At 63.7% G+C, this 23,889-nt stretch carries 18 protein-coding genes, 1 tRNA gene and 6 pseudogenes; 11 read left to right on the forward strand and 14 right to left on the reverse strand.

Annotated features, from left to right (window positions below):
• The first annotated feature begins 425 nt into the window (after positions 1 to 425).
• Together ACZ6R6_RS17680 and ACZ6R6_RS17685 are read left to right on the forward strand one after the other, a co-directional pair.
• A tRNA-Phe gene (locus ACZ6R6_RS17680) sits at positions 426 to 495 on the forward strand.
• A 257-nt stretch (positions 496 to 752) separates the two neighbouring features.
• Positions 753 to 1,745, forward strand: a complete 993-nt coding sequence (locus ACZ6R6_RS17685) for a hypothetical protein (RefSeq protein WP_470094536.1) — start codon at positions 753 to 755, stop codon at positions 1,743 to 1,745.
• A 166-nt stretch (positions 1,746 to 1,911) separates the two neighbouring features.
• On the opposite strand, the pseudogene ACZ6R6_RS17690 reads toward ACZ6R6_RS17685, so the two are convergent.
• The 3 genes and pseudogenes from ACZ6R6_RS17690 to ACZ6R6_RS17700 form a co-directional block, all read right to left on the reverse strand.
• Positions 1,912 to 2,058: pseudogene (locus ACZ6R6_RS17690) on the reverse strand (IS701 family transposase); the annotation flags it as partial.
• A gap of 206 nt (positions 2,059 to 2,264) precedes the next feature.
• A pseudogene (locus ACZ6R6_RS17695) lies at positions 2,265 to 2,399 on the reverse strand (AraC family transcriptional regulator); the annotation flags it as partial.
• A 12-nt stretch (positions 2,400 to 2,411) separates the two neighbouring features.
• On the reverse strand, positions 2,412 to 5,666 hold the full coding sequence (locus tag ACZ6R6_RS17700; RefSeq protein ID WP_470094538.1) for a type I restriction-modification system subunit M: 3,255 nt from the start codon (positions 5,664 to 5,666) through the stop codon (positions 2,412 to 2,414).
• Between the two features lie 790 nt (positions 5,667 to 6,456).
• On the opposite strand from ACZ6R6_RS17700, the gene ACZ6R6_RS17705 reads away from it, so the two are divergent.
• Both ACZ6R6_RS17705 and ACZ6R6_RS17710 read left to right on the forward strand, forming a co-directional pair.
• Positions 6,457 to 7,074 carry a hypothetical protein gene (locus tag ACZ6R6_RS17705; protein WP_470094540.1) on the forward strand — a complete coding sequence of 206 codons (618 nt, stop codon included), beginning with the start codon at positions 6,457 to 6,459 and terminating at the stop codon, positions 7,072 to 7,074.
• 223 nt (positions 7,075 to 7,297) lie between these two features.
• Positions 7,298 to 7,762 (forward strand): hypothetical protein, encoded by a 465-nt coding sequence (locus ACZ6R6_RS17710; protein WP_470094541.1) that lies wholly within the window; start codon positions 7,298 to 7,300, stop codon positions 7,760 to 7,762.
• Between the two features lie 309 nt (positions 7,763 to 8,071).
• On the opposite strand, the gene ACZ6R6_RS17715 is transcribed toward ACZ6R6_RS17710, so the two are convergent.
• The 3 genes from ACZ6R6_RS17715 to ACZ6R6_RS17725 form a co-directional block, all read right to left on the reverse strand.
• Positions 8,072 to 8,674 carry a hypothetical protein gene (locus ACZ6R6_RS17715; RefSeq protein ID WP_470094543.1) on the reverse strand — a complete coding sequence of 201 codons (603 nt, stop codon included), beginning with the start codon at positions 8,672 to 8,674 and terminating at the stop codon, positions 8,072 to 8,074.
• A gap of 68 nt (positions 8,675 to 8,742) precedes the next feature.
• Positions 8,743 to 8,925: a tyrosine-type recombinase/integrase gene (locus ACZ6R6_RS17720; RefSeq protein WP_470094545.1), complete on the reverse strand. Its 183-nt coding sequence runs from the start codon at positions 8,923 to 8,925 to the stop codon at positions 8,743 to 8,745.
• A 156-nt stretch (positions 8,926 to 9,081) separates the two neighbouring features.
• A complete protein-coding gene (locus ACZ6R6_RS17725) occupies positions 9,082 to 9,384 on the reverse strand; it encodes a hypothetical protein (protein ID WP_470094547.1) in 303 nt (100 codons plus the stop codon).
• A 400-nt stretch (positions 9,385 to 9,784) separates the two neighbouring features.
• On the opposite strand from ACZ6R6_RS17725, the gene ACZ6R6_RS17730 reads away from it, so the two are divergent.
• The 3 genes from ACZ6R6_RS17730 (at position 9,785) to ACZ6R6_RS17740 (ending at position 13,708) form a co-directional block, all read left to right on the forward strand.
• Complete coding sequence (locus tag ACZ6R6_RS17730; RefSeq protein ID WP_470094549.1) at positions 9,785 to 10,096, forward strand: hypothetical protein; 312 nt, start codon at positions 9,785 to 9,787, stop codon at positions 10,094 to 10,096.
• A 2,565-nt stretch (positions 10,097 to 12,661) separates the two neighbouring features.
• Complete coding sequence (locus tag ACZ6R6_RS17735) at positions 12,662 to 13,315, forward strand: HAD family hydrolase (RefSeq protein WP_470094551.1); 654 nt, start codon at positions 12,662 to 12,664, stop codon at positions 13,313 to 13,315.
• Between the two features lie 48 nt (positions 13,316 to 13,363).
• On the forward strand, positions 13,364 to 13,708 hold the full coding sequence (locus ACZ6R6_RS17740; protein WP_470094553.1) for a hypothetical protein: 345 nt from the start codon (positions 13,364 to 13,366) through the stop codon (positions 13,706 to 13,708).
• Positions 13,709 to 13,924: 216 nt separating this feature from the next.
• Here ACZ6R6_RS17740 and ACZ6R6_RS17745 read toward each other — a convergent pair whose 3' ends face one another.
• Positions 13,925 to 14,848, reverse strand: a complete 924-nt coding sequence (locus tag ACZ6R6_RS17745) for a permease-like cell division protein FtsX (protein ID WP_470094554.1) — start codon at positions 14,846 to 14,848, stop codon at positions 13,925 to 13,927.
• 116 nt (positions 14,849 to 14,964) lie between these two features.
• Between ACZ6R6_RS17745 and ACZ6R6_RS17750 the strand changes: the two are divergent.
• A pseudogene (locus tag ACZ6R6_RS17750) lies at positions 14,965 to 15,440 on the forward strand (NUDIX hydrolase).
• Positions 15,441 to 15,462: 22 nt separating this feature from the next.
• Here the strand turns inward: ACZ6R6_RS17750 and ACZ6R6_RS17755 are convergent.
• Positions 15,463 to 15,549, reverse strand: a pseudogene (locus ACZ6R6_RS17755) (VOC family protein); the annotation flags it as partial.
• 81 nt (positions 15,550 to 15,630) lie between these two features.
• Between ACZ6R6_RS17755 and ACZ6R6_RS17760 the strand changes: the two are divergent.
• Together ACZ6R6_RS17760 and ACZ6R6_RS17765 are read left to right on the forward strand one after the other, a co-directional pair.
• Complete coding sequence (locus ACZ6R6_RS17760; RefSeq protein WP_470094556.1) at positions 15,631 to 16,239, forward strand: RNA polymerase sigma factor; 609 nt, start codon at positions 15,631 to 15,633, stop codon at positions 16,237 to 16,239.
• On the forward strand, positions 16,236 to 16,874 hold the full coding sequence (locus tag ACZ6R6_RS17765; protein ID WP_470094558.1) for a hypothetical protein: 639 nt from the start codon (positions 16,236 to 16,238) through the stop codon (positions 16,872 to 16,874). The genes ACZ6R6_RS17760 and ACZ6R6_RS17765 overlap by 4 nt, the downstream gene beginning before the upstream one ends.
• 129 nt (positions 16,875 to 17,003) lie before the next feature.
• Here the strand turns inward: ACZ6R6_RS17765 and ACZ6R6_RS17770 are convergent, their stop codons facing one another.
• The 3 genes and pseudogenes from ACZ6R6_RS17770 to ACZ6R6_RS17780 all read right to left on the reverse strand — a co-directional run bounded on the left by ACZ6R6_RS17770 (position 17,004) and on the right by ACZ6R6_RS17780 (position 19,925).
• A complete protein-coding gene (locus tag ACZ6R6_RS17770; protein ID WP_470094560.1) occupies positions 17,004 to 18,374 on the reverse strand; it encodes a tyrosine-type recombinase/integrase in 1,371 nt (456 codons plus the stop codon).
• Positions 18,371 to 18,565, reverse strand: a complete 195-nt coding sequence (locus ACZ6R6_RS17775; protein ID WP_355575959.1) for a helix-turn-helix transcriptional regulator — start codon at positions 18,563 to 18,565, stop codon at positions 18,371 to 18,373. The genes ACZ6R6_RS17770 and ACZ6R6_RS17775 overlap by 4 nt, the downstream gene beginning before the upstream one ends.
• Positions 18,565 to 19,925: pseudogene (locus ACZ6R6_RS17780) on the reverse strand (replication initiator). Before ACZ6R6_RS17780 ends, ACZ6R6_RS17775 begins: the two are co-directional and overlap by 1 nt.
• A gap of 226 nt (positions 19,926 to 20,151) precedes the next feature.
• Between ACZ6R6_RS17780 and ACZ6R6_RS17785 the strand changes: the two are divergent.
• Positions 20,152 to 20,361 (forward strand): annotated as a pseudogene (locus ACZ6R6_RS17785) (transposase); the annotation flags it as partial.
• A gap of 182 nt (positions 20,362 to 20,543) precedes the next feature.
• On the opposite strand, the gene ACZ6R6_RS17790 reads toward ACZ6R6_RS17785, so the two are convergent.
• From ACZ6R6_RS17790 to ACZ6R6_RS17800, 3 genes are all read right to left on the reverse strand, one after another.
• Positions 20,544 to 21,527 (reverse strand): hypothetical protein, encoded by a 984-nt coding sequence (locus ACZ6R6_RS17790; RefSeq protein WP_470094562.1) that lies wholly within the window; start codon positions 21,525 to 21,527, stop codon positions 20,544 to 20,546.
• A gap of 576 nt (positions 21,528 to 22,103) precedes the next feature.
• Positions 22,104 to 22,892 carry a hypothetical protein gene (locus ACZ6R6_RS17795; protein ID WP_470094892.1) on the reverse strand — a complete coding sequence of 263 codons (789 nt, stop codon included), beginning with the start codon at positions 22,890 to 22,892 and terminating at the stop codon, positions 22,104 to 22,106.
• A 430-nt stretch (positions 22,893 to 23,322) separates the two neighbouring features.
• Positions 23,323 to 23,865 carry a hypothetical protein gene (locus ACZ6R6_RS17800; protein ID WP_470094564.1) on the reverse strand — a complete coding sequence of 181 codons (543 nt, stop codon included), beginning with the start codon at positions 23,863 to 23,865 and terminating at the stop codon, positions 23,323 to 23,325.
• Between the last annotated feature and the right edge of the window lie 24 nt (positions 23,866 to 23,889).

Here is a 23,889-nt window from a genome sequence, read left to right on the forward strand (position 1 = left end):
ACGGATGCAGTACCGTCCTGCGCTGCTCGACGGCTTCATCGCCCAGACCGGCCTGCTCCTCGAACCGCTGTAACTTCAGCCTTTCAGGCTCAGTAACACGGTTGCTAACAACGGGCCCGCACGGACGTGGATATGTGTGGACTGGCGGGCTGTGCGAGTGGCCGTCGACCAGGGCGGCGGGATGAGGCGGACGCCGGTGGATGGCCGTGATCAGACTACGGATCAGAGACAGCGTGGTGGCTGAGGCCGTGACGATCGCACACTTCGGCGCCCGCCATAAGGGCTGGGGCGATCGCCGGCAAGGCCCTCCTACGTCGGGCCTTGCCATCGGGTGACCGTGGTTGAGGTGACAGCAGCGCTGACAGCAACGTCCCCACATCCAGACGCGTCTGCGCCACCGTCTGCACCCGTCTGACCGCGGCCTCGTTCAGGCGAGCAGGGTGATTGCTCCGCCTGAAAAGCGGAAGGTCGGCGGTTCGACCCCGCCCCTGACCACAGCAACTGAGCAGCACAAACGCCCCGAGCGATTATCGTTCGGGGCTTTTTTGATCTTCAGTGACAGCAACGTTCCCATCCTGAGTGCTGAGGTTGTGGTCTCTCAGCTTCGCTGGTTCGCGATCTCAATCTGTCGGACCTCTCAGCTATCTTGACCACGGCGTCTGGAGCTGACTGGGACGCAAGGGGTGGACCTCGGCCTTGATCTTGATGTGTGCTCTAGGTGTTCGTGTGCCGCCTGATGCAAAGGGGTTGTCGTGGAGTTCAGGAAAAAGACTATCGGGCAGATAGCGGACATGATCTGCGGAAACGCTCCTGATGCAGAGCAGTTCTTCGTTTACCGGAGCAGCTTCTATCTGACCGAGTTTTTCCAGGATATCGACACGGAATATCGGCATGACGGGTCAACGCGTAAGTGGTGGGTGTCTGATGTTCTTGCCGAGATACTTGCTGAGCCGCGCTCAAGCGTAAATGCCTTGCCTGAAACCTTCCTGCGCGTAATTCGCAGGCTTATGGATCAAGAAGACGCTACAAACGAAGAGGCGCACCGTCCTGGGGCTCTGGCTCTCCTGAACGCTGCGCTTCAGCGTGAAGGATTTCAAGCATTCTACGGCGAAGACAAGCAGTGCTATCTGCGTCACGTCGCAACAAACTCCATTGCTGCGCCGCCTCCCAGTCCGCATCGCCCTTTTTCGGAGGCGGAGATCAAGCGACGCGACCAATTGCTCGCATACCTTGAGGCTGCATCCGAGGATGCGTTGATCGAGGAGGTCCTCCTCCCGCTCTTTCGGCAACTGGGGTTCCATCGCATCACGGCGGCCGGCCACAGGGACAAGGCGCTTGAGTATGGGAAGGACGTGTGGATGAAGTACGTTCTACCTACTCAGCATGTTCTCTATTTTGGGATCCAGGCCAAGAAGGGGAAGCTTGACTCCTCCGGGATGGGCAGGTCTGGCAATGCTAATATCGCGGAAATTCATAATCAGGCGTTGATGATGCTTGGCCATGAAATATTCGACCCTGAGATTGGCAGGCGTGTTCTAGTCGATCACGCTTTCATTGTTGCTGGCGGAGAGATCACGAAGGCGGCGCGAAATTGGCTTGGTAATCATCTGGATGCTTCAAAGCGGAGCCAGATCATGTTCATGGATCGGGAGGATATACTTAACCTCTTTGTTGTGACGAATCTGCCATTGCCGAGTTCCGTATGGCCGGAGGCAAGGCAGTTTTCGGATGAGCCTCCCTTCTAGCTTCGCTTGCCTGGTTTCCCTAAAAAAGAAGCGCTCCAACTTGATGAATTGGAGCGCTCTAGTAGTGCTTTGTTAGGTGGTTAGGGCGGTCGCTGGTGACAGGTCGGGCATCGGCCTTCCCAGGTGGCCAGCAGCGTCTGCAGTTCCCGGAGGACCGCTTAAAGCGTCAGGCCGCCCCAGTCGCTTTTGGGCAACTCAAGCGCAGTTTGGTGCAGAACAGATGCGCAGCGGTCACCAACGTGACGTGCCGGTGCCAACCGGTCCAGGACCGGCCCTCGAAATGGTCCAGCCCCAGGCCGGTCTTCAACGACTTGCGGCGGCCGTCCAGTAGCAGGCCGCGCAGGTAGGTCAGGCCCTTGGCCCGCTGATCGCGGCGGGCCAAGGGGGTGAAGATCTCAGCGGCGAACGCTTCCAGCCGCTGCCGGGTATGCGCGAGCTGTTCGGGGGGCACACCCGCAGCGAACCATCACACGGTGACACCGGCCAGTCACAACAGGCTGACCTAACAAAGCACTACTAGGCCTGCCAGAACTGACGGCTCAGGTGCCCTGCGGATGTGTTAACCTCGCGGGCCAGCGCCTCCACACTCAGCGGCTCGGCGTACTCCCGATCGCTCCGGTCCCGCACCCGGTGCAGCCGAGCCAGGTCGCTCAGTCTCGCCCGCCGCTACTCGGGTGCGCCGTACGTGATTTCCAGCAAATGCTCCTCCAAGCTGCGGAGCGTTAGTTGGTCGTCTCGGACCTGGTTGAGCAGGAAGAGCTCCCGGGTGCGGCACTCGTCGCACAGGCTGACGACGGCGAACGGCCAGAGATCGACCGGAGCCCCGTACGGGACGCTGCCCACGTAGATGCGGTCGGGCCGCAGCGGCTGGGTACTCGACCGCTCGAACGGCTCCCAGCTCGGATGGCTGCCCCGCAGCCGGAGCCCGACGATCCGGTACGAGCCCTCGTCGAGGTACTCGCACCGCTCTACCCAGTCCCAGTGTGTCCCGGAGAGCCAGCTGACCGCGCTGATCGCCCGCACCACGTGCGGTTCCAACCGCTCGACGTCCTCTGCCAGTTGGTGACTGGCGCGGACACCGTGGGCGTGGTGCGAGGTGTTCCTGAAGTCCTTGATGTGGCCCAGCAGGGCGCGTGCGTCGTCACGGTCGCGCACGGTCGCGAGCTGTTGGACGCGTGGCACGATGCCCTCGGCCTCCAGCCGGTCGAGGAGCCAGAGCCAGGTGCCGAAGGTGGCACCGGTCCGGAACTGCTTGCGCAGGTTGCTGGAGAAGCCGTTCGACGCTGCGAGCTCGGTGAGCGCCAGCACGCCCAGCACCCGGGCCAGGCCCTCGCCCAGCTTGAGCAGTCCGTCCTTCCGTTCCGCCGGGTGCGTGCTGACCCGGTACTGACGGGACAGCGCGGCGACGTGGTGCGGAAAGCTCCACTCGGCGCGCCAGATCGGGTCGTCCAGCGGCCGCACGAGTTCGCCGATCAGGCCAGCCTCGTGGGCGGCAAACCTAATCTCGTTCCGAACGCCCTGGACGTCCCGCTCGCCGCTGCCGAAGACGTTGGGCAGGATTCCCGACATCGTGGTCCGCAGTGCGCGCCGCCCCTCCTGCACTGTCTCCAAGAGGCTCTCCACCTCGCTGTCGGTCACCAAGTCGACGGGGACATGCGTGTCCAGCAGATCGCGGGCGCTGGGGTACTGGCCGTTGTCCTTGCGGGAGTTCAACCACTCGCAGAGCGCCTGGCCGCTGCCGCGCAGCGGCTGCAGCACGAAGAGGGAGGTCGCCGCCTCGCCGAAGCCCTGCGGCAGCAGTCGCCAGTTGCCCGGCCGTCCGACGAGCATCCCACCCGCGCACAAGGTCAGTGGCGCCCCACCCTCCGGCGCGTCGGGGAGCTCGACGGCCGAGTCCGCCTCGTGGAGGTCCTGGGCACGCAGGTGCTTGGGCCGGTCGGCGCCGTCTCGCTGCTCCTCGCCGCGCTGCGGCGGGTTGACCCGGGTGGTCTCCAACTGGGCGAGGTTGCGCAGCAGTTCGAAGTCGCTGTCGAGTTCCGGCCGGTAGAAGAGCGCAGGTGGGATCTCGCAGCCCACCCGCGTCCTGCTGTCGTCGATCCAGGCGTCCGGAGCGCTCGGGAGCACTTCGCGTCGGAGGTGGTCGCTCGGATCCGCCTGCAGCGGCAGGTGGACGAACTCTCGCAGTTCGGGATCCGGCTCGTACGCCTCGCCGGTCCGCTGCGGCTCTCCGTCGCCGTCGCGCACGCCGACGACCTTGCGGACTGCCGCCTCGAAGGCCTTCCCCCTCGGCCAGTTCACGCTGGCCGAGGCGACCGCCCGGCGCAGCGCCGTGACGGCGTCCTGGCCCCTCGCCCACTTCGAGCCGACCAGCGGACGCAGGGCGGCCACCAGGGCGGCGGGATCACCGGTCTTCTGCATCATGCGCGATTCAGCGAGCCGGGTCAGGACCTCCTCAGACAGCTCGTACCGGAGCCGCAGCGGTCGTTCGATCGTGACGCGCTGGTACATCAGTTCGTGGGTGGAGACGAGACGGACCCGGTCGTCCGGCTGCTGGGCGGGGCCGGCGGACAGGGTGTCCAGGTAGAGCTCGGTAATCTCGGTGATCTGGTCCGACGTGATGTAGTTGCGCTTCGAGCCGATGGAGCGGCGCATCCGCTGGTACTGGTCCTGAGCGTTCAGCAGCAGCACCTGGCCCCTGCGCTGTACCGGCTTGCGGTTGCTGAGGACCCACAGGTAGGTGCTGATGCCGGTGGTGTGGAAGAGGTGGTCAGGCAGCGCGACCACAGCCTCGAGCCAGTCGTTCTCCACGATCCACCGCCGGATGTCCGATTCGCCAGACCCCGCGCCCCCGGCGTACATCGGGGAGCCGTTGAAGATGACCGCGATCCGGCTACCGCCCTCACCCGAGGCGCTCACCGGCTTCATCTTTGCCAGCATGTGCTGCAGGAAGAGCAGTGAGCCGTCGTTGATCCGGGGAAGACCGGCCCCGAAGCGGCCCACGAAGCCGAGCTGCTCGTGCTCCGAACGAACCGCGTACTCGCTCTTCTTCCAGTCGACGCCGAACGGCGGATTAGCGAGAAGGTAGTCGAAGGCGGCACCCTGGTGCCCGTCCTCGGCGAGGACATTCCCGAAGGCGATCGTCGAGGACCGGCGGCCGCTGATCATCATGGTGGCGCGGGAGACCGCCCATGAATCCCGGTTGATCTCCTGGCCGTACAGCGTGACGTCCGCCCGTGGGTTCATCGATGCGATATACGAGGCTGCCTCGGTCAGCAGGCCAGCTGTCCCGCAGGTCGGGTCCAGGATGGTGTGGACGGCGTGCGGAGACGTCAGGAGGTCCGAGTCGGAGGAGATGAGGAAGCCAGCCATCAGGTGGGCGACGTCCCGGGGAGTGTAGTGCTCCCAGCTCGTCTCGTGGCCGCTCTCTGCGGACCGCCGGACGAGCTCCTCAAAGAGGCTCTCCATGTGGACGTCGTTGATCATCTGCCCCAGGTCGATCGAGATGAACTGCGCGACGACGTGGTGAAGGAGCCGGGCTTGGTACAGGCGGGTGGTTGTCCACTCGAACTCGAAACCGTCCAGCAGTTCCCTGACGTTGCGGGAGTACCCGTTGACATAGGCCAGGAGCACCCGGTCGGCGTTCTCCGGATCGCTGAGCACGCTCTCCATGGAGAATCGGCTGGAGTTGTAAAAGGGCCAACCCGAGGCGGCCGTCAGGCGCTGCTCCCACTCCTGCCCGCCGTCGGTGCGCTCGGCCTCGTCGAGCACCGCCTGCCGTGTCGGGGCCAGCAGGCAGTCCAGTCGGCGCAGCACCGTGAACGGCAGGATCACCCGCCCGTACTCAGAAGGCTTGAAGTCGCCGCGCAGCAGGTCAGCCACCGACCAGACGAGCTTGGACAGATGTCCGGTGCCGTCACTCATGCTGTCCCCCGCGGGCCGGCGCCTTCAACTGAACTGATCATCCCATGGCGGGCGGCTGGGCCGGGCCCGCGAGGAGTACGGGACGCCGACATGCCGGTGGTGGCACCGGGTCCCGGGGCCGCCGCCGTCGATCGTCCGTCGTCAGCCGTCGTTCTCGGCGAACGACAAGTAGGCGCCGGGTACGTCGTTCGGGGCGTGGATCACCCCCTCCCGGGGACGGCAGGGTCCAGTTGTGCCTCGCACCAGGTCAGGCGATCCATCTGCGTCAGGCTGGCGGAGTCCGGCTTGGTGTCCGCCCCAGTGAGGTCCTGCTTCACCGCCCAGGCCTCCACTCTGCCGCCGCCCTGCTGCGCCATTGGCAGGGTGGCAGTCGTCGTGGCCGCAACCGCCTGGGCAGGCCGGGGCCGGGACGCCCGGACCGTAGGACGGCTGGGTCTTGAGGCCGTCGGTCAACGAGGTCCGGTTTGGCACCGAATTGAACGGGGTGAAGTCCGGCTTGTCGGTGAAGGCCATGGCCATCGGGGTGGCCGCGCTGTCCTTCTAGCTTCATCGGCTAGATCCCGAGGATCTGCTCGATGGTGCGGACCATGGTGATCTGCGCGGCCGCGCTCATCGTCCGTCCTGCGGGGGAAGCTCAGAGGCGTGATCGTTCACTCATGTGGTCCACTGTCGTGGCACTTCAGAGAGACTGGACGCTGTGATCTCGCCAACCCCCGGGCCTTCCCCTCACGTGACGGTGACAGAGACTGAGTTTGTTACCGCCCAGCCGAGTCCACCTCCAACAATCTACGTGAAAGTGCCGGACGACTGGGACCCGACTCGCGACGTGTGGCTGAGCGACTTCGGAGGCGCGCTACTCGGTGCGGTAGTAGCCCTGATCGTCGCCTTGACCGTGATCTGGTTTGACAGGCGAGCACGCAGAGAAGAGCGACGAACGGCGCTCGCTATCGAGTTCATGAACGCGATCGATGCCACGTTCACGGCGCTCGATCCCGACAGCGACGTGAACGAGCTGCGTAAAGCTGGCAACCAGTTCCTTTTTTGGGCGGCCAAGATGGCTGCGATATACGGCAACAGCCGCAGGCATCGCCGCTATGCGGAGTGGGTTCATCGCAGAACTGTGATAGCCACCGACGCCCTTGTCGAACTTCGCCACGGCACAAGCACTTCAGAAGGTGATGCGCGAGACAAGATTATGAAAGCCGTCGAGATCCTGGCACAAATCCAGGCCGCTACTGCCAACTGGATCATGATGAGTCCCTGCGCGTGGCATCCCGGCGACGATTCCGATGCTGAGATCCCAAGATCCAGGTGGTGCAGAGCGAAACGATGGATACAGCAGCGATTTGGGCGGGGGGACAAGTCCATCAACGCCAAGGCGCTCGGGTATAGCGATTTTGCTTCGTGACCCGGATGTTAACAACGGCCTTGGGTGATCATGGACGCTCGTGGATGACCGGACCCTCATGGTGACGCGCGACATGGGTTGTCGGAGGGACATGGACACTTGAGGACGTTTTCGTTCTCACTCGTAATGAAGTGGCCATAAGTGGAACTACGACCGTGCTGCATCCAGAGACGGCTACAGCGTCCCTGTTGGGTGAATGTGCGAGCGCACTAAGCTACTGATCATGAAGCGCTCGACGATCGCGGTGCTTGTGGCCGCTGCTGTGTGGGGCGGTGCTCTGCTTGTTCCCGCCGCTTTCTTCGTGCTGAACTATGGGTGCGATGCTGACGATGACCGGCTCGTCGACTCTCTCGGCATCCTCGACGTTCGTCCGGCAAGCGCCACACCGCAGGAGGGACGCGACAGCTCTTGTGAGGAGGACGACCGGATCACAACCATCTGGCAGACCTACCGTCCCTCGGGCCCGCGAGCCGACGTGCTGTCCTTCTACCAAGACATCGCGCTCAAGAACGGGTGGACGCCCCCTCCTGAGGATGACGGTGAAGGGGTGTACTGCTTCACCAAGTCCGTCGAAGGAAGGAACGTCGAGCTCTTTGTGCAGTTTGAGGATGCGACGGGAGAGGAGTACGGCGATGACTACGAAGTACTCGTGAGCACTTCCGCGGCTGGCCTGAGCTGGTGGTGCTGACACCACGGAGTCTCTGAATGCTTTGAGCCTCCACCGCAGGCTATGCGAGGTGGGGCTGACGACAACGGTGACGACAACGTCGGCCACCGCGAGCACACGGCGACAGTCGTCCACAGCCCTCTGACCTCGTATCGATTGGGCGGAGCAGGGTGATCGTTCCGCCTGAAAAGCGGAAGGTCGGCGGTTCGCCCCCACCCCTGACTAACTAGTTTAGGCAGCAAAAAGGCCCATAGTCAGTCATGTCCGGGGTATTTTTGATCTCCGGTGACAGCAACGCTGATAGCAACGTCACCACTCTTCGGCCACTTCTCAGAGGAAGCGGAAGTGCTCGTCGATGCCGATCTCTGAGCCCTTGAGATACCCAGCGATACCCTCCATCTCGTTGTGGAACGCTCGCATGTCCAGAGACCACAGACCTTCGAGAGTGAAGGAACCCTTGGTGTTGATCGGGTATCGAGCTTCCTGTCCTGTCGGATCCATTTCGTGAAGTTGGAGTATGAGGCGGCCTACGTGACCCTGGGTCTCGTCGTCGCCGAATGCCTCTGACTGGTCGATAAGGGCGGCGGCCTCGCGCCACAACCTGTCGAGCCGGTGGGTCTTCGGCACCTCGACGGGTAGTCCAAGCTCGAACTGAACCTGGTTGATCAGAGACTTGAGATGGAGCTCGACGTAGTGACGCCAGCAGACCAAGAACGGGAGAACCATGCTGTCTTGATTCGGATTTCCGGTTTCGACCTCTTTTAGGATGGCGCTAGCTGCGAGCCGGAAACCTTCCACATGTCCGAACCATGGGTCTGTGGCCGAACGTCGATACAACGGGAATGCGGTGGTCGCGGTCTGGTGGGCGACCTCCCGAAAAAGATCGCTGTTTACATTCGGCCAGACTCGTTGCGGAGACTCATCAGATTCCATAGAACAAGTTTCACCATAAACGATCAGCGCCTCAACCTGTTTCGACTGAGGCGCTGGCATCGAGACGATCAAGTGAGAGCGCTACCAAGCTTGGTGAGTGCCGAACGCTTGTCATCGAGGGAGACGCGGGCGTAGATGGTCATGGTCACTTCAATGTCGCTGTGGCCAACGATGTCGCGTACGACCTGGGGCGGAACGCCGAGGTTGAGCAGCAGGGTGACGCAGGTGTGGCGAAGGTCGTGAAAGCGCATGCTGCCGAGGCCGGAGGCCTTGCGAATCGCTCCCCCAGCTCCGCCGGAGGTTGTCCGGTTCCATCGGAGTGCCGCGACGGGACGGGACCGACCAGGCCATATTCCTCCCCGTCGTTCCATAGCCCTCACCGTTGAACGTCTCTAGCTCAGGGCGCATCACGGCCGGACGAACAAGGGCACCACGCCGAGAATCGCGGCGGCGATGTATACCGCAAGGGAAGGCCGGGCACCTGACCTGGCACACATGAACATGTGCACTGCAGCGAACGCCGTCCCCGTGATGGTTATCACCGAGCTGATGTGCCCGAACATGACGTCCGTGGAGGGGGCGGAAGCGAAGCCGGCCACACGCTGGTCGTAGGTGATGACGCCGGCGATAGCTAGGCCCAACACCACTAGACCGGACACCAGCACGACAACGCGGCTGGCGGGCGTTAGGCGCTCCTCATGGGGGGACACATTTCCTCCTCGGCGAACCACGGAGTCAGGAGAACACCCTCACGATCCCATCCGGGTCCGACAACGACCAGGCCCGCCACCCGCCAATCGCGGGCCTGGTCTCGTCGGTCTATGGGGTGCCGGCCCGGTTTCTCAGCTGGGCGGCGGCGCGCACGGTCGCGACGAGCTCTGCCGGTCGGCGTCGTATGGCAGGAGGACGACACCCGCGAAGCCGGTCCCGGGGAGGCGGAGGTCTGCGAATATCCCGGTCACTCCGGCAGGCCATGGAGTGGGCAGGATGGTTCCCGGTAGCCTCTACCCGAGCATGAGCCGTGGCCGGAGCCAATGCCATGCTTCTGCACTCATGCGTACCCTCTCGTCTCCTGCCAGGGTAAGGCGGTTCGGAAAGGACGCTGATGGGGTGAGGTACTTCCGGCGAGGGTGGGGCGAGGATCGTGGGGATCAGTACGCGAGCTGGGGAACGTCCACGTTCTATCTGGCGCTCGACGACGAGGGGTACGCCCATGCGCAAGTCGAGGTCTACGCCAACGGTACGGTGATCGCCTACGACGCGGAACACGACGAGGACCGGTACGGCGGCTTGACCTACGCTCAGTTGGATCTCGATGAGTTCGCGCCATATGAGATCGGCGAGCGGGAGTTCTCCGAGGAGTTGGGTCGTCTGTGCCCGATGAACCTGCGGGTCGATCGAGCGTGGCCACCTGACCGATGAGGCGCCGTGTTCCGTCACTGTTCCGTGGGAGCGCCGAAATCAGTGAGAAGTGACGCGAGACGGCCACAGGCGTAATCCCTGTTCACTGGCATGATCGAGCCGTTTCCCCAGGTGACCGGATCCGGTCCCGGAGATCACCCAGATCTACAAGGGCACCAACCAGATCCAGCGCCTCGTCATGGCCAGGCAACTGCTGAAGTAGGGCTTTGGGCAGGGGAAACTCTGCCCTCGGCAAGATTTCCCCGTGTCCTCTTCGGGGCAGAGGTGATCTTCTGAATGTCCCTGTTCCGCTCCGCGTTCCGTGAGACGCGGGGCGGCCTCGGGCGTATCTTTCATACGGCCCGCAAGGCGATTGCATTATTCCCGACAGGGCTGGCCATCCCCGGCATGAGGTCTTCTTCCGAAGGGTCCGGGATTATTTCGACCTCTCTAGTTTGGCGAACTGATTAGACAATAGTCATTCTTTCGCTTGCCCCAGTCGCGATCCATCTACAGCCAAATAGCCTGGCTGGTGGCGCTAGGTGCGGGGTTTTAAAATTCAGGTGGTGGCATGTTTAGCCAATCCGTGTCAATCCAATAAGTATTTCGTAGCCGGTAGTAGTCATAATCGTTACCTTGGGGTGCGCGATTAACCTTGAGTAGCCCGAGCTGTTCTAGCTCACGTTGCCCACGGGTCCACGTGTCATGAGAGAGGCCGTAACTCTCTCGCCGATCTCTTAGGAGATACCTTGGTTCGCTATACCCTCCAAGGGCTTCAGTTAGAGCGAAAAATACAGCTATTCCTGTAGGCGATAACTCAAGAAGCCAGCCGCGTGACCAAAATGTGATCGGTATGGTTATGTATCGCTCTCCCGCGCGTGGATCAGTCAAGGGGGCGCCATCCCCCTGGAGAGAGAGCAACTGAATCGAGGATGTCAATCCGGGACGCTTGGTCAGCTCGATAAAGCCGTGTTGTGCCAGCCATCTCATGTTGTTATTGATGCGCCTTGGTCCAGTGGAGGGCGGTAGGTCTAGAGTACGGGCTAGAGTCATAGGTGTTGGCGGATTCCGGATGTCAAATGGACGCTGTGTCGCACTCATAGTGAACAGTAGATAGAGCTGCAATCTCACCTGCCCTCCGCGTCCTCCTTGAATCAGCTGGGCAAGTGGTGGGGCAGACATGGGTTCGTTTGGCGACAGGTTCAGTGACCTGACGAATTCGAGGGAATACGCGACGTTCGAACGCTGGGACCTCTCTGCTGCACGGGCGAGGAGACGGCGAGCCTCAGTGTGGGACTCGAGGGTGGGCATCTTCTAGACCTTTGCACTGGAGAAACGGGGGGTGCGGGGGTACCGGGGGTTCGGGGGTCCTGGAGCTACCTACCCTATCCAGTAAAGGCTCCTAAGTAGTCCTGTGTAGCAACTGGAGCCTTACAGCAGGGCTTCCTTGCCCATCCATTACGATCGCTCTGTTGATACAGCACAAGCGTGCTCACAGTCGTTTGACCTGGGGTTTTTCTTTATGCGACTGTCTGTGATGCCAGCGCCGACGCTGGTTGGGGCGGATCCGAGGAAACGAGCTATCCGTTAGAACGCCATGCTCACGGCCATGGCGTCCCTCATCTAGGACGAAGGGGCAGCTCCAGTGTCAGAGAACCACCACTCTTCGAGCCGGCCTGTCTGGCTGGCGATCATTCTCGTCGCTTCCGTGCTTGTTGCGGCTGGGACTGCTTTTCTGTTTCACCTGGCTGGCGCTGGGACAATCAGCATCCTTGCGAGTTCGGGCGCAGCGTTCGTCGCAACGGTGACGTTGTGTATGACGGCATGGAACTTTCTCAACTCTTAAGCCTTGGTCGGCGGGAAGTTCTGGGGCAAGTTCGTACCCGTGGTCCAGTGGGCCGGTTGATCACCGAGCGGCCACACCGGCATGCCGTCTCGGGGTGGCCGTCGGCCCGATCAATCCTGCTAACGTCGGGTACGCCCCTGGAAGCTGATCAAGCCAAAGGGACACTGAGCAGGTTTCTGACGGCGGTGGACGTCCGTGAACGATCTCGAACTGGCTACGGATCAGGTACTCAGGGGTCAGCCCGTGACGATCGCCGGTTTGGTTCGCGCCATACAGGGGCAGGGCGATCAGCTACGGTGGCCCTCCTTCGCCGGACCTTGCCACCGGGTGACGTGGTGGCCGACCTCGGCGGATGCGGGACATGTACGAGATGATCTTGTAATGGGCGTAGGCCGCCTGAGGTGCTCGCGCAGCTCACGCCACGTGAAACAGCCGTACGGACACCGCTCTCCTAAAGCGGGTGTCGCATGTTCGAATCATGCCGGGGGCACTCTCTCGACCAGCGATCACGCCCTTGACCTGGGCATATCTTTCCGATCGCCATCCAGCTCTGCGCAGCCGTGTGCCAGCGTAGGCAGCCGTATGTCAGCGGCTGTGGGATATGCGTGGGATGGATCTTGGAGTGTTTCCGCAGGTCACCTCTCCTCTGAGCGGGCCGCAGTCACCGATCCCACAGCACCGGCCGGCGGCCGGAGCACGGGCCTGCAGGGCGAAGTCGGCCCCGCCTAAGATCGGGCACCGTGCAGCGATTGGCGCTCTTCGACCTGGACAACACACTCATCGACCTGGACGCCGCCTTCCTACTGTGGGCTCATGAGTTCGCCGAAGAGCATCGACTCAGCCGGAAGGCCATCGACCACCTGGTCAAGCTGGACCGTAACGGCCTGCCCCACCGTGAGTTGTTCTTCGCCAAGGTGCGCGAGCGGTTCAAGCTATCCGCTTCGGCAGCGGATCTGTGGACCGCGTACCGCCGCCGGATGCCCCATCTTGTCGGGTGTCGTCCCGAGGTCATAGCCGCACTGACAGAGCTACGCGCGTCCGGACGGCGGGTCGGGATCGTTACGAACGGGACAGCGGACAACCAGCTCGGCAAGATCCAGCGGACGGGACTGGCCGATGCCGTCGACGGCTACGCACTCTCGGGCGTCGAGGACATCCGCAAGCCCGACGTTGACCTGTTCGAGATCGCTGCCAAGCGGTGCGGTACGAGTCTCGCCGGCGGGGGCTGGATGGTCGGAGACCACCTCGTCGCGGACATCGGTGGAGGGCAGGCGGCCGGCCTACGAACGGTCTGGATCGACCGCGAAACCTGGGCCGGTCATGAGCATTCCTCGAACCATGTGGTCGCCGATGTGATCTACGCGATGGACATCCTGCGCGCCGCCGGTGAATGATCTTTTAGAGAACCACCGGATACCCGGTGGAACATAGGAGGTTCTGTCATGAGCAGCGAAGCCCCAGAGAGACAGGGCAACCTTGACGCGCACGACCGCGGCTCACAAAAGGTTGCTGTGGCCCTGATGAGTGCCGGCATCTTCATCCTGGCGCTGTTCGCGATGCTCATCAGCTTCATACCGACCAGCTACAGCTGGGACCTGGAGATGCCGGAATTCAGCGATCCGGACTCGGTGCTTTTCGCCCTTCTTTGCTCAGGGACCAGCTTGTTCCTCTTCACAGTCGTGGTCCTGATCCTGCGACGACACAGGGCGGCGTGGATCACCTATCTCCTGTTCGCAGCATTGAACGGGTACAGGTTTGCCGAGCTCGCGCTGCACTTCCAGGGGTAACTAGTCTCAATGAAGAAAGGCCCGAACTATGCCCAGACGACTGGCAGGATTGAGATATATACCCGTTCTGCCTATCTCTCTGCTGTGACCGCGTGACGCATCACAGTAGGTCTATCGGGCAGCGGACAAGGATGAGCCTCTGCTAGAGCCGAACAAATATCTACTGCGCCAGAACCCTCTCCACCCTGAATTCTCCCGGCCGCCCCGGAGGCCGGACTACCGCACCACGACCTTGCCTACTCCTGAAACATTCCGGAGCACCGACTTGACCGCGTCCACCGCCCGCCTGTCGGTAATCTTGATCTCGTAGCTCTCGACCACCTCATGAAGGGCGGGCGGCTCGCCCAGCATGTACTCGGCGACCTTGCGCGTGTGCTCGGCCTCCTGGAAATAGACCTTGTCGATCCCGTCGACCGTCGCGAGCACCGCCTCGATCGCCTCTCGCTCCTGCCCGGTGGGCCGTCCCCGCCCCGTACAGGGCGGTTCCTGCTCCAAGCCCTCCCCGCAGAGCTGGACCGACAGATCCGATTTTCCGTCCCAGAAGAGGTGCTCGGTGGAGAAGTTCACTGACACCACGCCAGGCAGGTCCTCAACAGCCGCTCGCAGGCCGTCCATCAGGGGACGCGTCGCGTCCTCATCCCCGACGTTCCGCAGGTGGCCGTCGAACGACGGTGGAGCCTCCTCCTCGGTGAGGAGACCCTCCTCACCGAACTGCTCGGCCGTCTGCCTGGCCGCCTCTTCGGCACTCACAAACATGAACTTCTCGACACCGGGCACTCCGCGGATCGCCGTCTCGACCGCTCGCCGCTGCCGGTCGGTGACTCCGCTCCGGCATTTCTCGGCGCCCTCGCCTTCTCCCTTCTTGTCCGGACAGAGCCAGACGGAGAAGAGCGTCTCCGGCCAAGGCCCGTCGGGCGGGGGCAGGACGGTGAGGGACGGCCGTTCCTGGAGCAAGAAACCCGTCGCCACCACACACAGGACGACGGCAACCACCGTAACCATCACCGCTATCAAGAGTCGCCGCCGAGGAACAGCCGACACGACCTTGTCAGAGCCAGAGACGCCTTTTGACGGAGCGTCTCCCTCACCAGGGCCGCAAGTCACCCGGCCAAGATCCTGGAAGAACGGTGTGCCGGTCAAGCCTCCGACATCACCTCGCCTCCAACGCCCAAGGTGATGGGCAGCGGCTGGTCGCGACCTACGCCGACAGTTTCAGAGCCGTCCAGGCCGGTGCTACACCAGTAGAGTTCTGCCCCATGGCCCACCGGCTGGACTTCTACGACGACCCCGAGGCGCCCACACCCAACGCCCTTGTCCCCTCGGTGAATGTCGTGGTCACCAACGATGCCGGGGACATCCTGATGATTCGCCGCACTGATGGCAGCAGTTGGCCCTGCCCGGCGGCGCGATCGACCTGGGCGAGTCCCTTCCCGGGGCTGCGATCCGCGAGACACTGGAGGAGACCGGAATCAGGTGTGAGATCACCGGCCTGATCGGCACCTACACCGATCCTCGGCACGTCATCCTCTACACCTCCAACGGCGAGGCTCGCCAGGAGTTCTCCATCGTGCTCACCGGTCGCGCCGTCGAGGGCGAGCCGACACCAGGCGACGAATCTCGCGAAGTCCGTTGGGTGCCACGCGAGGAGGTCGAGACGCTGGCGGTGGACCGGTCAATGCGGCTGCGGATCGGCCACTTCCTGGCTGGCAGGGCTGTGCCGCACATCAGCTAATACTGCTGCCGGATCTTTGTGGTCATCGATGCCCCAGGATGTTGACCACGCGGCCATTCGAGTCGCGGACGAAGAACCGGCGGACTTCCCACTGCTCGTCCTGCAAGTTGTAGCCGTCACTACCGCCGGACTTCTTCTTTGTGCTTTTCGGGAACCCAGGTGGCGCTGTGGACAGTCCCTGTGTGTGGACATGTCAATACGTGCCCGGATACGTGACGGGGATACAGAGGCGTTCGAGCAGCTCTTCGATGAGTTCGCCCGATCGGTGTACGGCCATGCCTTCCGGCTGACGGGCAACTGGTCGACCGCCGAGGATGTGACGTCCCTGACCTTCCTGGAGGCCTGGCGGCTGCGGCACCGCATCGACGCCAACGACGGCTCCCTGCGGCCGTGGTTGCTGGGCATCGCCACCAACGTCGCGCGCAATACCCGGCGGGCCGCCCGCCGATACAACGACGCCCTGACCCGGATGCCCAGAAGCGAGGAGGTCCCGGACCTCGCCGACGAGGTGGTAGGGCGCATCGACGACGCCGAGCGGCTGGCTGCGATCCGACGGGTCTACGGCAGGCTGCGCCGCCAGGAGCAGGAGGTGTTCGCGCTGGTCGTCGGGGCGGGCCTCGGCTACGCCGAGGCGGCCGAGGCGCTCGGCATCTCGGTGGGCACGGTCCGGTCCCGGCTGTCCCGGGCGCGAAGAAAACTGGAGAAATTCGCGGCTGAAAGGGAACCGCCTCGGCCGTCACGACAGGTAAGAGGTGACCGCGATACCGCGGTCCGGTTCACAAGGGAGGAGTACCGATGAACGCAGGCGAGCGAGAAGAGCTGGCCCGGCTGCTGCCGTCTCAGGTGGAGCCCGAACTCCCGCGGGACCGGCACCGGCAGCTCAAGGAGTTCGTGATGACCGAGATTCACCAGGACGCTCAGCCAGCCAAGGCGAAGTGGCGGCTGCTGCGCCCTGCCGTCCTGGCCCCAGTGCTGGCCGCCGCCGCTGCCGTGGCGATCGCCGCCCCGCTGGCTCTGGGCGGCGGCGCGGCCTACGCCGTCTCCCAGAATGACGACGGCACCATCCTCATCACCATCAACGAGGCCAAGGACCCTAAAAGCCTGCAGGCAGATCTGCGGGACATGGGTCTCAACGCGGTCGTGGACTACGTTCCCATGGGCAAGCAGTGCAGCCCGCAGCCCCGCAGCGAGAGCTTCCTGTCCAAGGAGGACGCTCCCCTCAGCGTCTCGGTACCGGAGAACTGGGGGCGAGGCTTCACGATCGACCCCAAGATCGTCAAGGACGACCAGGTCGCGGTGCTGGAGTTCAGCGTCTCCGAGAATCAGGGGGGGATAATCGCCGCCATCCGGGCGCGCGTCTCCAACGGGCCCGTGGCCGACTGCGAGCTGGTCGACAGCACCGAGGCCCCGCTCGGCCCGCCCCAAGGCAACTGACCAACCCACTCCTCAAGGTGCGGCAGGCCGCTGGGCCATCCCCACGGGGGCGCCTGCCGAACCTTGACGAAGCCCTCAATGAAGAAGGCCCCGGCTTGTACCAGGGCCCGAGACGAGCATCTGTGTCGATCACCCATCGAGAGCGCTGCTGATCTTCCCGTTCATCCGTTCCTGCTGTCCTTCCATGCACTTGGCGTACACCCGGTGAAGGACCTCCACGCTGTGCCCGGCTCGCTTGGCCACCTCGGTGGCCGGTACGCCCGCGTTGAGCCAGAGGGACAGGGCGGCGTGTCGCAGGTCGTAGGGCCGGGCGGCGAGCGGCGACCTCACCTGCTCATCGGTGAAGACGAGCGCTCGCGCTTCCTGCCAGACGTAGGAGCATGCCGAGCTGGAGTAGGAACTTCCCTTGGTGGTCCGGAAGAGCCGGCCGTCGTCCTCGGTGCCGTAGGCGTCGATGTGTTCGCGAAGGATGGCGACCAGGGCAGGCGGGATGGGAATCTCCCTGGTTTCCTTCGTCGCCCGGTGCTTGAGACTGCGCGACTCATGGGTCTCCCCCGAGTTGGTCCATCGCTTGTTCGCCTGCGGTCGCGCCCTCTCCAGGATGATCTGGCCCCATCCCGATTCGGGCAGAGTGCAGTTCCTCAGGCGAAGGTCCGCAGCCTCCTCCGGGCGCAGACCCGCGTAGTAGATGCAGGCGAACAGGGCCTTGAGCCGGACGCCCCGAGTACGGCCGACCTTGGGCACGGCGGCCAAGAGCTGCTTCGCCTGGGCCGGATTGATCACCGTACGGGGGTCGACGACGGTGACGGCCTTGGGTGGCTTCCACTTGATCTCGTGCAATGGGTTGGTCGCGAACACCTTCTGTTCCACTGCCAGCTCCAGGAGGTGGTGAAGGATCGCCCGCTTCCGCCGTACGGTGTTGGCTGCGGCTTCCTTGCCGTCGAAGGTGACCGAGATGGCATCGAGTGCGGTCCGGACGACGCGTGCCTCCTGAAGATCCGCCAGCGGAAGGGACGCCTTCTCCAGCCAGCGCAGCGCCATGGTCTGCGCGCGGGTCAGCGTCCCCCGCCGGCTCTCGGGAAGCAGCACGTGGTTACGTAGCACCTGTCGCAGTTCGTCGTCCTCCGGTCGGTCCGGAACGTCGGCCACCAGCGCCGGGATCAACGACAGCAGCGCGTACGCCTCGGTCTCCCGCGTCCGCGGAGCTGTCCTCCGCCACCGGCCGACCACATACGACTGCGCGAAATGCATGACAGACGGCCCCGAAGGCTCAGAGTCCGCCGCCAGCATCAAGACCGGCAACCCGGTGGCGATGTCGAACGCCTCCCCCTTCCTCGCTGCCTGGCGGAGGTCGGACAGGAAGTTCTCGGCCAGCGCCTTGGTCCGGAAGGTCTTGGACCGTGACTTGGTGCCGGCCTTCCAACGCGCTTCGAAGGATGGTGCCTTGCTGGACTGGTTCCGGCGGACTTCCCAGATGCGCACTTCATAGGTGACGGTCACGACGCCTCCCGCAGCGAGTCGAGCCACGCTTCGAGGTCGCTGCGCCGGACACGCAGCTCGTCATTGGGGTACTGGATGCAGACCGGTGCCTTGCCTAGCTCACGCCACCGGTAGAAGGTGCGGCGAGAGACTCCGTTCAGCTCGGTGAGCACTTCGGGCAGGGTGAGGAGCTTGTCGTCACGTCGAGGCATCAGGCGCCTCCCCCGAGCGTTGGAGGCGCAGGTAGAGGTTTTCCGGTCAGCGCGGCGGCGAGGAGGGCGTCACCGGCGGAGAAGCCCTTGCCTGCGTACTCCCAGGTGGCGATCACGAGGACGGTGTCGTCGTCGAACAGGGGCAGACGGCCGGTGGTGATCTCTTCGGTGCGGGCGAAGTCACGACGCTCGTCGCGGATGGAGCCCATGGTGGTGGAGTAGTGCCGGGAGCGGGTGGAGAAGTGGCCGCGAAAGCCCAGCATGTGGGCCCACTGGGCAAGGTGGAGGTCGGCCAGCTCGTCGAGTTCGCCCAGGCGCAGGCATTCGGCGATGAGACGGCGGGGGTGGTCGCGGAGGCCGAAGGCTTGGAGGTCGTCGAGAGGGTTGATGCGCCGGTCCAGGGTGCCGACGCATTCGGCGGCCTTGGTGGCGTACTTGGCGATGTAGCCGGCCACGGCCTGATCCGACAGCTCACCGTCCATGGTGATCTCGCGGATGTCGAGCTGTCGTCCCCAGCGCAGGACGCGCGCGGGTTCGGCATCTGTGGCGGGGATGGTGGCGGTCACTGCTTGAGCGGCGTGTTGTACGGCGTGCGTCAGCATCTCGGCCGTTGCCCAGGCCGGAGGCGGTGAGGTGGGCCCGTCGGGACCGTCGAGGCGGACGACGGCGTGGAAGTGGACGACGCCGCGCTTTTGGTATTCGGCGACCTTGGCGAAGGAGATGGTGACCTGCTCGCGCAGCTCCCGCAGAGTCAGGCCCGCGGTTTTGGCGACGCGGCGGCGCAGAGCGTCGGTGACGTACTTCCACAGCTGGGGAGCGAGCGCATTGAACAGCACGCTGCCGGAGTAGTCGTAGCAGTCCGGGCACAGCGGCTCCCCGAGACAGGACTCGTCGGCACCGTGCCGGGCGGGCAGGTGGCGGCATCCCGCCAGGCGTGACAGGGAAGGACCGTCCCGTTCTTCTCCCGCCGGGTGTGGACGGTACCGAAGGATGGGGCGGTGAGGGTGATGAACAGGCAGGGGTGGGCGGTGATCGAGGCCGGGACGCCCTTGCCGCCGACGAGGCCGGCGCGGATGAGGCGGATGAGTTGGTAGGTGTCGGCCCGGTAGGTCTCGGCGCAGGACGGGCAGCGGGTCGCGCGGCGGGTATTGCAGGGGAGGCGCAGGATGCCGTCCGGTTCGGTGGCAGTGGTGTAGCTGTGGAGGCGTTGGCCGGTGGTGGGGTCGACGTGGTGGACGTGGCCGCGGAGGTGGATGGGCTGTCGGCAGCCGCCGGCCCGGCGGATCTGGGAGGCCCAGCAGGCGTATTGGGGGTCGTGGAGCCGGGTTATGAGTCCGGCGACCGCGTGGGTGCTTGGCATGATGGGTGCGTCCCTTCCGGGCTTTCGAGGTTCGGTGCGGGATGGCCCCCATCGGCTTGCCACCGAGTGACGTGGTGAGGTGCCCTACGGTTTCCTGACAATCAGGGACATAACCTGACAGAGAGTCTGGAAGAGACAGGTACACGACCAGACGTCGCAGGCAGTTCTCGCCGGAGTTCAAAGAGGAAGCCGTCCGCATGGTGCTGGCCGGCCCCGCACGGTCGCCTCGATGGCCCGCGAGTTCGAGGTGAATCCCACGACCCTCGGCAGCTGGGTCAACCTGCACAAGACCCTGACCCCTGAGGCCGAACCGCCGCTGACCGGCCCGGAACGCGCCCGCATCCGCGAACTGGAGCGGGAGAACGCCGAACTGCGGCGCGGCGAGCGGGAACAGCCCTTGGTCACAGAGAACCCGCCGGCGGCCCAGGATTACTGATCAACTTCTAATCTTTGAGTGCGGTTCTCAACATCGCCCCTCGCTGCCGAGGCCGGGCTCGACCTTGCCGATTTCACACACTCCGTCGAAGCACATCGTTCTCCGCTGCATTCCGTTGGACCCTAAGGCCATAGCCGCCGATCTACCGGTGCTCTACGCCGACGACGTAGTCCATAGCAGCATCAGCCACGAAATCGCTTAGAGTAATGCCACTCAAAATAGCGACGATTGTTCTCAGTGAATGTAAGGCACGGTCGTCCTGCTAGGCGTGCCAGTTGATCAGCTAGAAATCCGCTGGTTTCTGCAGTAGTGGATGCGACGTTCCCGTCCTGATCAACGGAGATGTAGCCAGTTTCATAAAGGGCGTCACAACCAAACTGACATGCTGGCATCGCAATGTGAGCCAGGTCGCGGCGCTCTTCGTCACTGCAGAGGCTTCGCATCTTCACGTGTGCGGCAACCAGGAATCGAACAGGGTAAGTCTCGCCGCAGAGCGCGCACACTGCAGTAGTTTCCGAACCAAATAAGAGTCGGCGTAATGCGGCTTGTTCGCCACGCTGCACAGCAGTCACTGGTCGATCCAGATCGCCATCGTAGCTGAACGTCTCTTGATCCTCCGTAGACGTATCAATCGCGTCGAGAGGGCGCACAGCGATAACAGGCGGTGTTCCATCTATCAGTTGAACTCCCGGAAGAGTGAGCAGCACTGCTCCGATGAAGGCGCTGCGATAGCCAATCTCCTCAGGGCGGATCACCACGCGACCTACAGAGCGGAGCGTCTCGAGAGCAGCCTGCACATCAGTGATTGCCACCCGTTGCCCGCTTGGTGAGCGTTCTGTCGCGACTAGGGCGTATGAAGACTGTACGTCGATTATGCGATTTAGTCGGCCACGAATGGTCTGAAGATCGTGACCAAGTAGCCGTCGAAGTAGGTCCGCGGCACTATCCTTAGCCTCAGCAGGGAGTATGAAAGGAGCATCCGGAAAACGATCGCCAAAACGCTCTAGGAATCGGTTGGCGAAAGAATCGTCGACAGAGAACAAATAACCTTGCTTGACACCACCATCGCGATTAAAGGGCCCTGATGATGAATGGCCGGTGCGCCACATCTCGGGAATGTCGTCCAGCGGAACTACCTGTGACGCCCCGCGGTAGGCGGCTCGCACAAGTCTGCCACCGTCGCCCCAGAGGCCTTCAGGCAGTTGCCGAGGGCGACGAGTGGGGACGGCGGCGGCAGTCACGATGCTAAGAGCGGTCACTCCGGAGGCGTAGTGGATCACTGTGTCACCTGGACGCACCTCAGTCATCGTTTCCCAGTGCGATTGGCGCCTACCGGCCTGGTTGCGGATAGGTGCCCAGAGGATCCCCGCTTCTAGCTCCTGCCAAAACGAACGCCGCTGGTTCACCCACCAATACGCCATGCAGCGGACCCCTTCTCGATTTGCGGTTCCCGCTTGACAGCCCTACCAGGCAGGACACGCATCGGATGATCTTGAGGATGCCGGACGATTATACGGGGATATGTACAGCTTTTTTAGGGAGGGAGCATCACCTGCACGATCACCGCCCTCTTAGCGAACGGAGACCGATTGCACGAATCCGGCCAAGGAAGCGAGACCGTTGGCCTCTTCTCCGCGTTGATCGAGGTAGAGAACGCAACACGCCTACCGGTGGTCTGTTAAATCTGGACGTAGAGGTTGAGTGCGTGTCCGGCTCCGACGGCGGCAAGTAGGCGCTGGAGTTCAGGGGGCGGGGGCGCGTTGGACCAGGCACGCCAGTAGCGCTGGAGCCGTATCCAGGGGGTGAGCCAGCCGCACACGTGGCGCAGCGCTGACAGCCAAGATGGCCGGAGCCGGCTGCCGGAGCTGATTTTTTCCCCGGCTCTCGACGGTCTGCCCGCCGTTGGCATGATTCTCGCCCGGTGAAGGTGGCGGTTCATCGCCCGGATCTGCGGTGCCATCGGGTGGGCTACCGGCCAGCCAGGTGTGCCGGCAAAAGCAGAACACGGCCATCACCAGCCTCTGGTGGCGGCGGATCGCCACCGAGGAGCGAACCTGGAAGTCGGCCCAACCCAGTTCGTCCTTAACCTGTTTGTAGCCCTGCTCGATCCAGTCGCGTAGGCCGTACAGGCGCACGATCGCCGCGAGAGCGGCCGGTGGGTGCGGCGAGCCGGCGGCGGCCGAGCCGTGCGGGCGCGGCAGGTTGATGGTCAGATACCAGGTGCTCGCATCCGGCAGCGTCGCCGGGTCGGTGGTGGCGACCACCCGCCGGTCGTTGACCGCCTCGGGGTCCCACACCGATTCCGACAGGAAGTACTGCAGCCGCTGCACCGCCGGATCGTTGATCCCGACCATCGGTTCGGCCTCGGCCAGGCAGGTCAGCGTCTTGTTGCGCTCGCATGGCAGCAGCAGCCCGGCCAGGTACTCGCGAAACCCGCGCCGCTGCCCGAGCGCGGAGAACACGTCATCGAAACGCGCCGCGTAGTCCTCCAGCGGGCCAGGCGCCACCGGAACTGGCAGACGAGCGGTCATCACGCACCCCCGAATCACCTGAACGGTCATCAATCAGGTGATACTCGGCATCGTCTTTGATTCAACGAACTACCGGTAGCTGTTGAGCCTCTGATCTGGGGCTCAGGGTGCCTCCCGGTAGCGATCACATGCAGCTGAGTGCCGCTGGGCGCAGTTGTAGGCCAGTGATCGCTAACCGTATGCGAACCGATCTTGAGGTGGTTTACCCAGGTCACCGGCCCTTCTATGGGTAGTGCATCGCCGGCGGGGGTGGAGAGCCGTACGGAACCGGGGCGGTCGCCGCCGTAGGGTCTTCTCCGTCGGATCCACGGTTTCGGTGACCTCGGCCGACGTCCGTACTCACTTCGGTGACCATCGGATCCTTCACGAGAGACCAGTCCGGCTGCGGCGCGGGCGAACGGAAGCCCGCCCTCAGCTCGGCGGGTGGCGATCAGAGGTAGAAGATCACCAGAACGGTGAGGCCGATGCTCAGCGCTATGAAGCCCGGCGTTCTGGGCTGCCGGGCGGCCTCCCTCTGTGAGGAGATCACCAATACGGCGCCCATGGCCAGCGCCATCAGCAGGTGCAGGCCGTACCACATGGGGATGGGCAGTCTCCCAAGGATGGTCCCGGACAGCAGGTCGTCGGCGGCTCCGTAGCCGGCGAGTCCGGTGAGCACACCCAGGCCCAGCGCCGCGAGGGCGTATCGGAACCGGCCGAGCAGGGCCCAGAGGATCGTTCCCAGGACGAGCAGGACCGAGGAGGTGTGGTGCAGTCGCCGGATGAGCAGGCCCCCGCGCACGTCGAAGCTGAGGTTCAGGAGCGAGTTGTAGGCGGCGCTCATGGGAGTGCCCCGGAGGGGCTCGTAGGAGCCGCTGTAGGCCACCGTCTGGCCGCTGGGCACGTAGAAGAAGGCCAAGAAGCCTCCGGTCAGCAGGACGGCCACGGAACAGTAGATCAGCATCTCGCCCACCAACTGCCTCAAGCGCTCCATCCGGCATATCTCACCACAACGGCC

It is taken from the genome of Streptosporangium sp. NPDC048886, assembly GCF_055586905.1.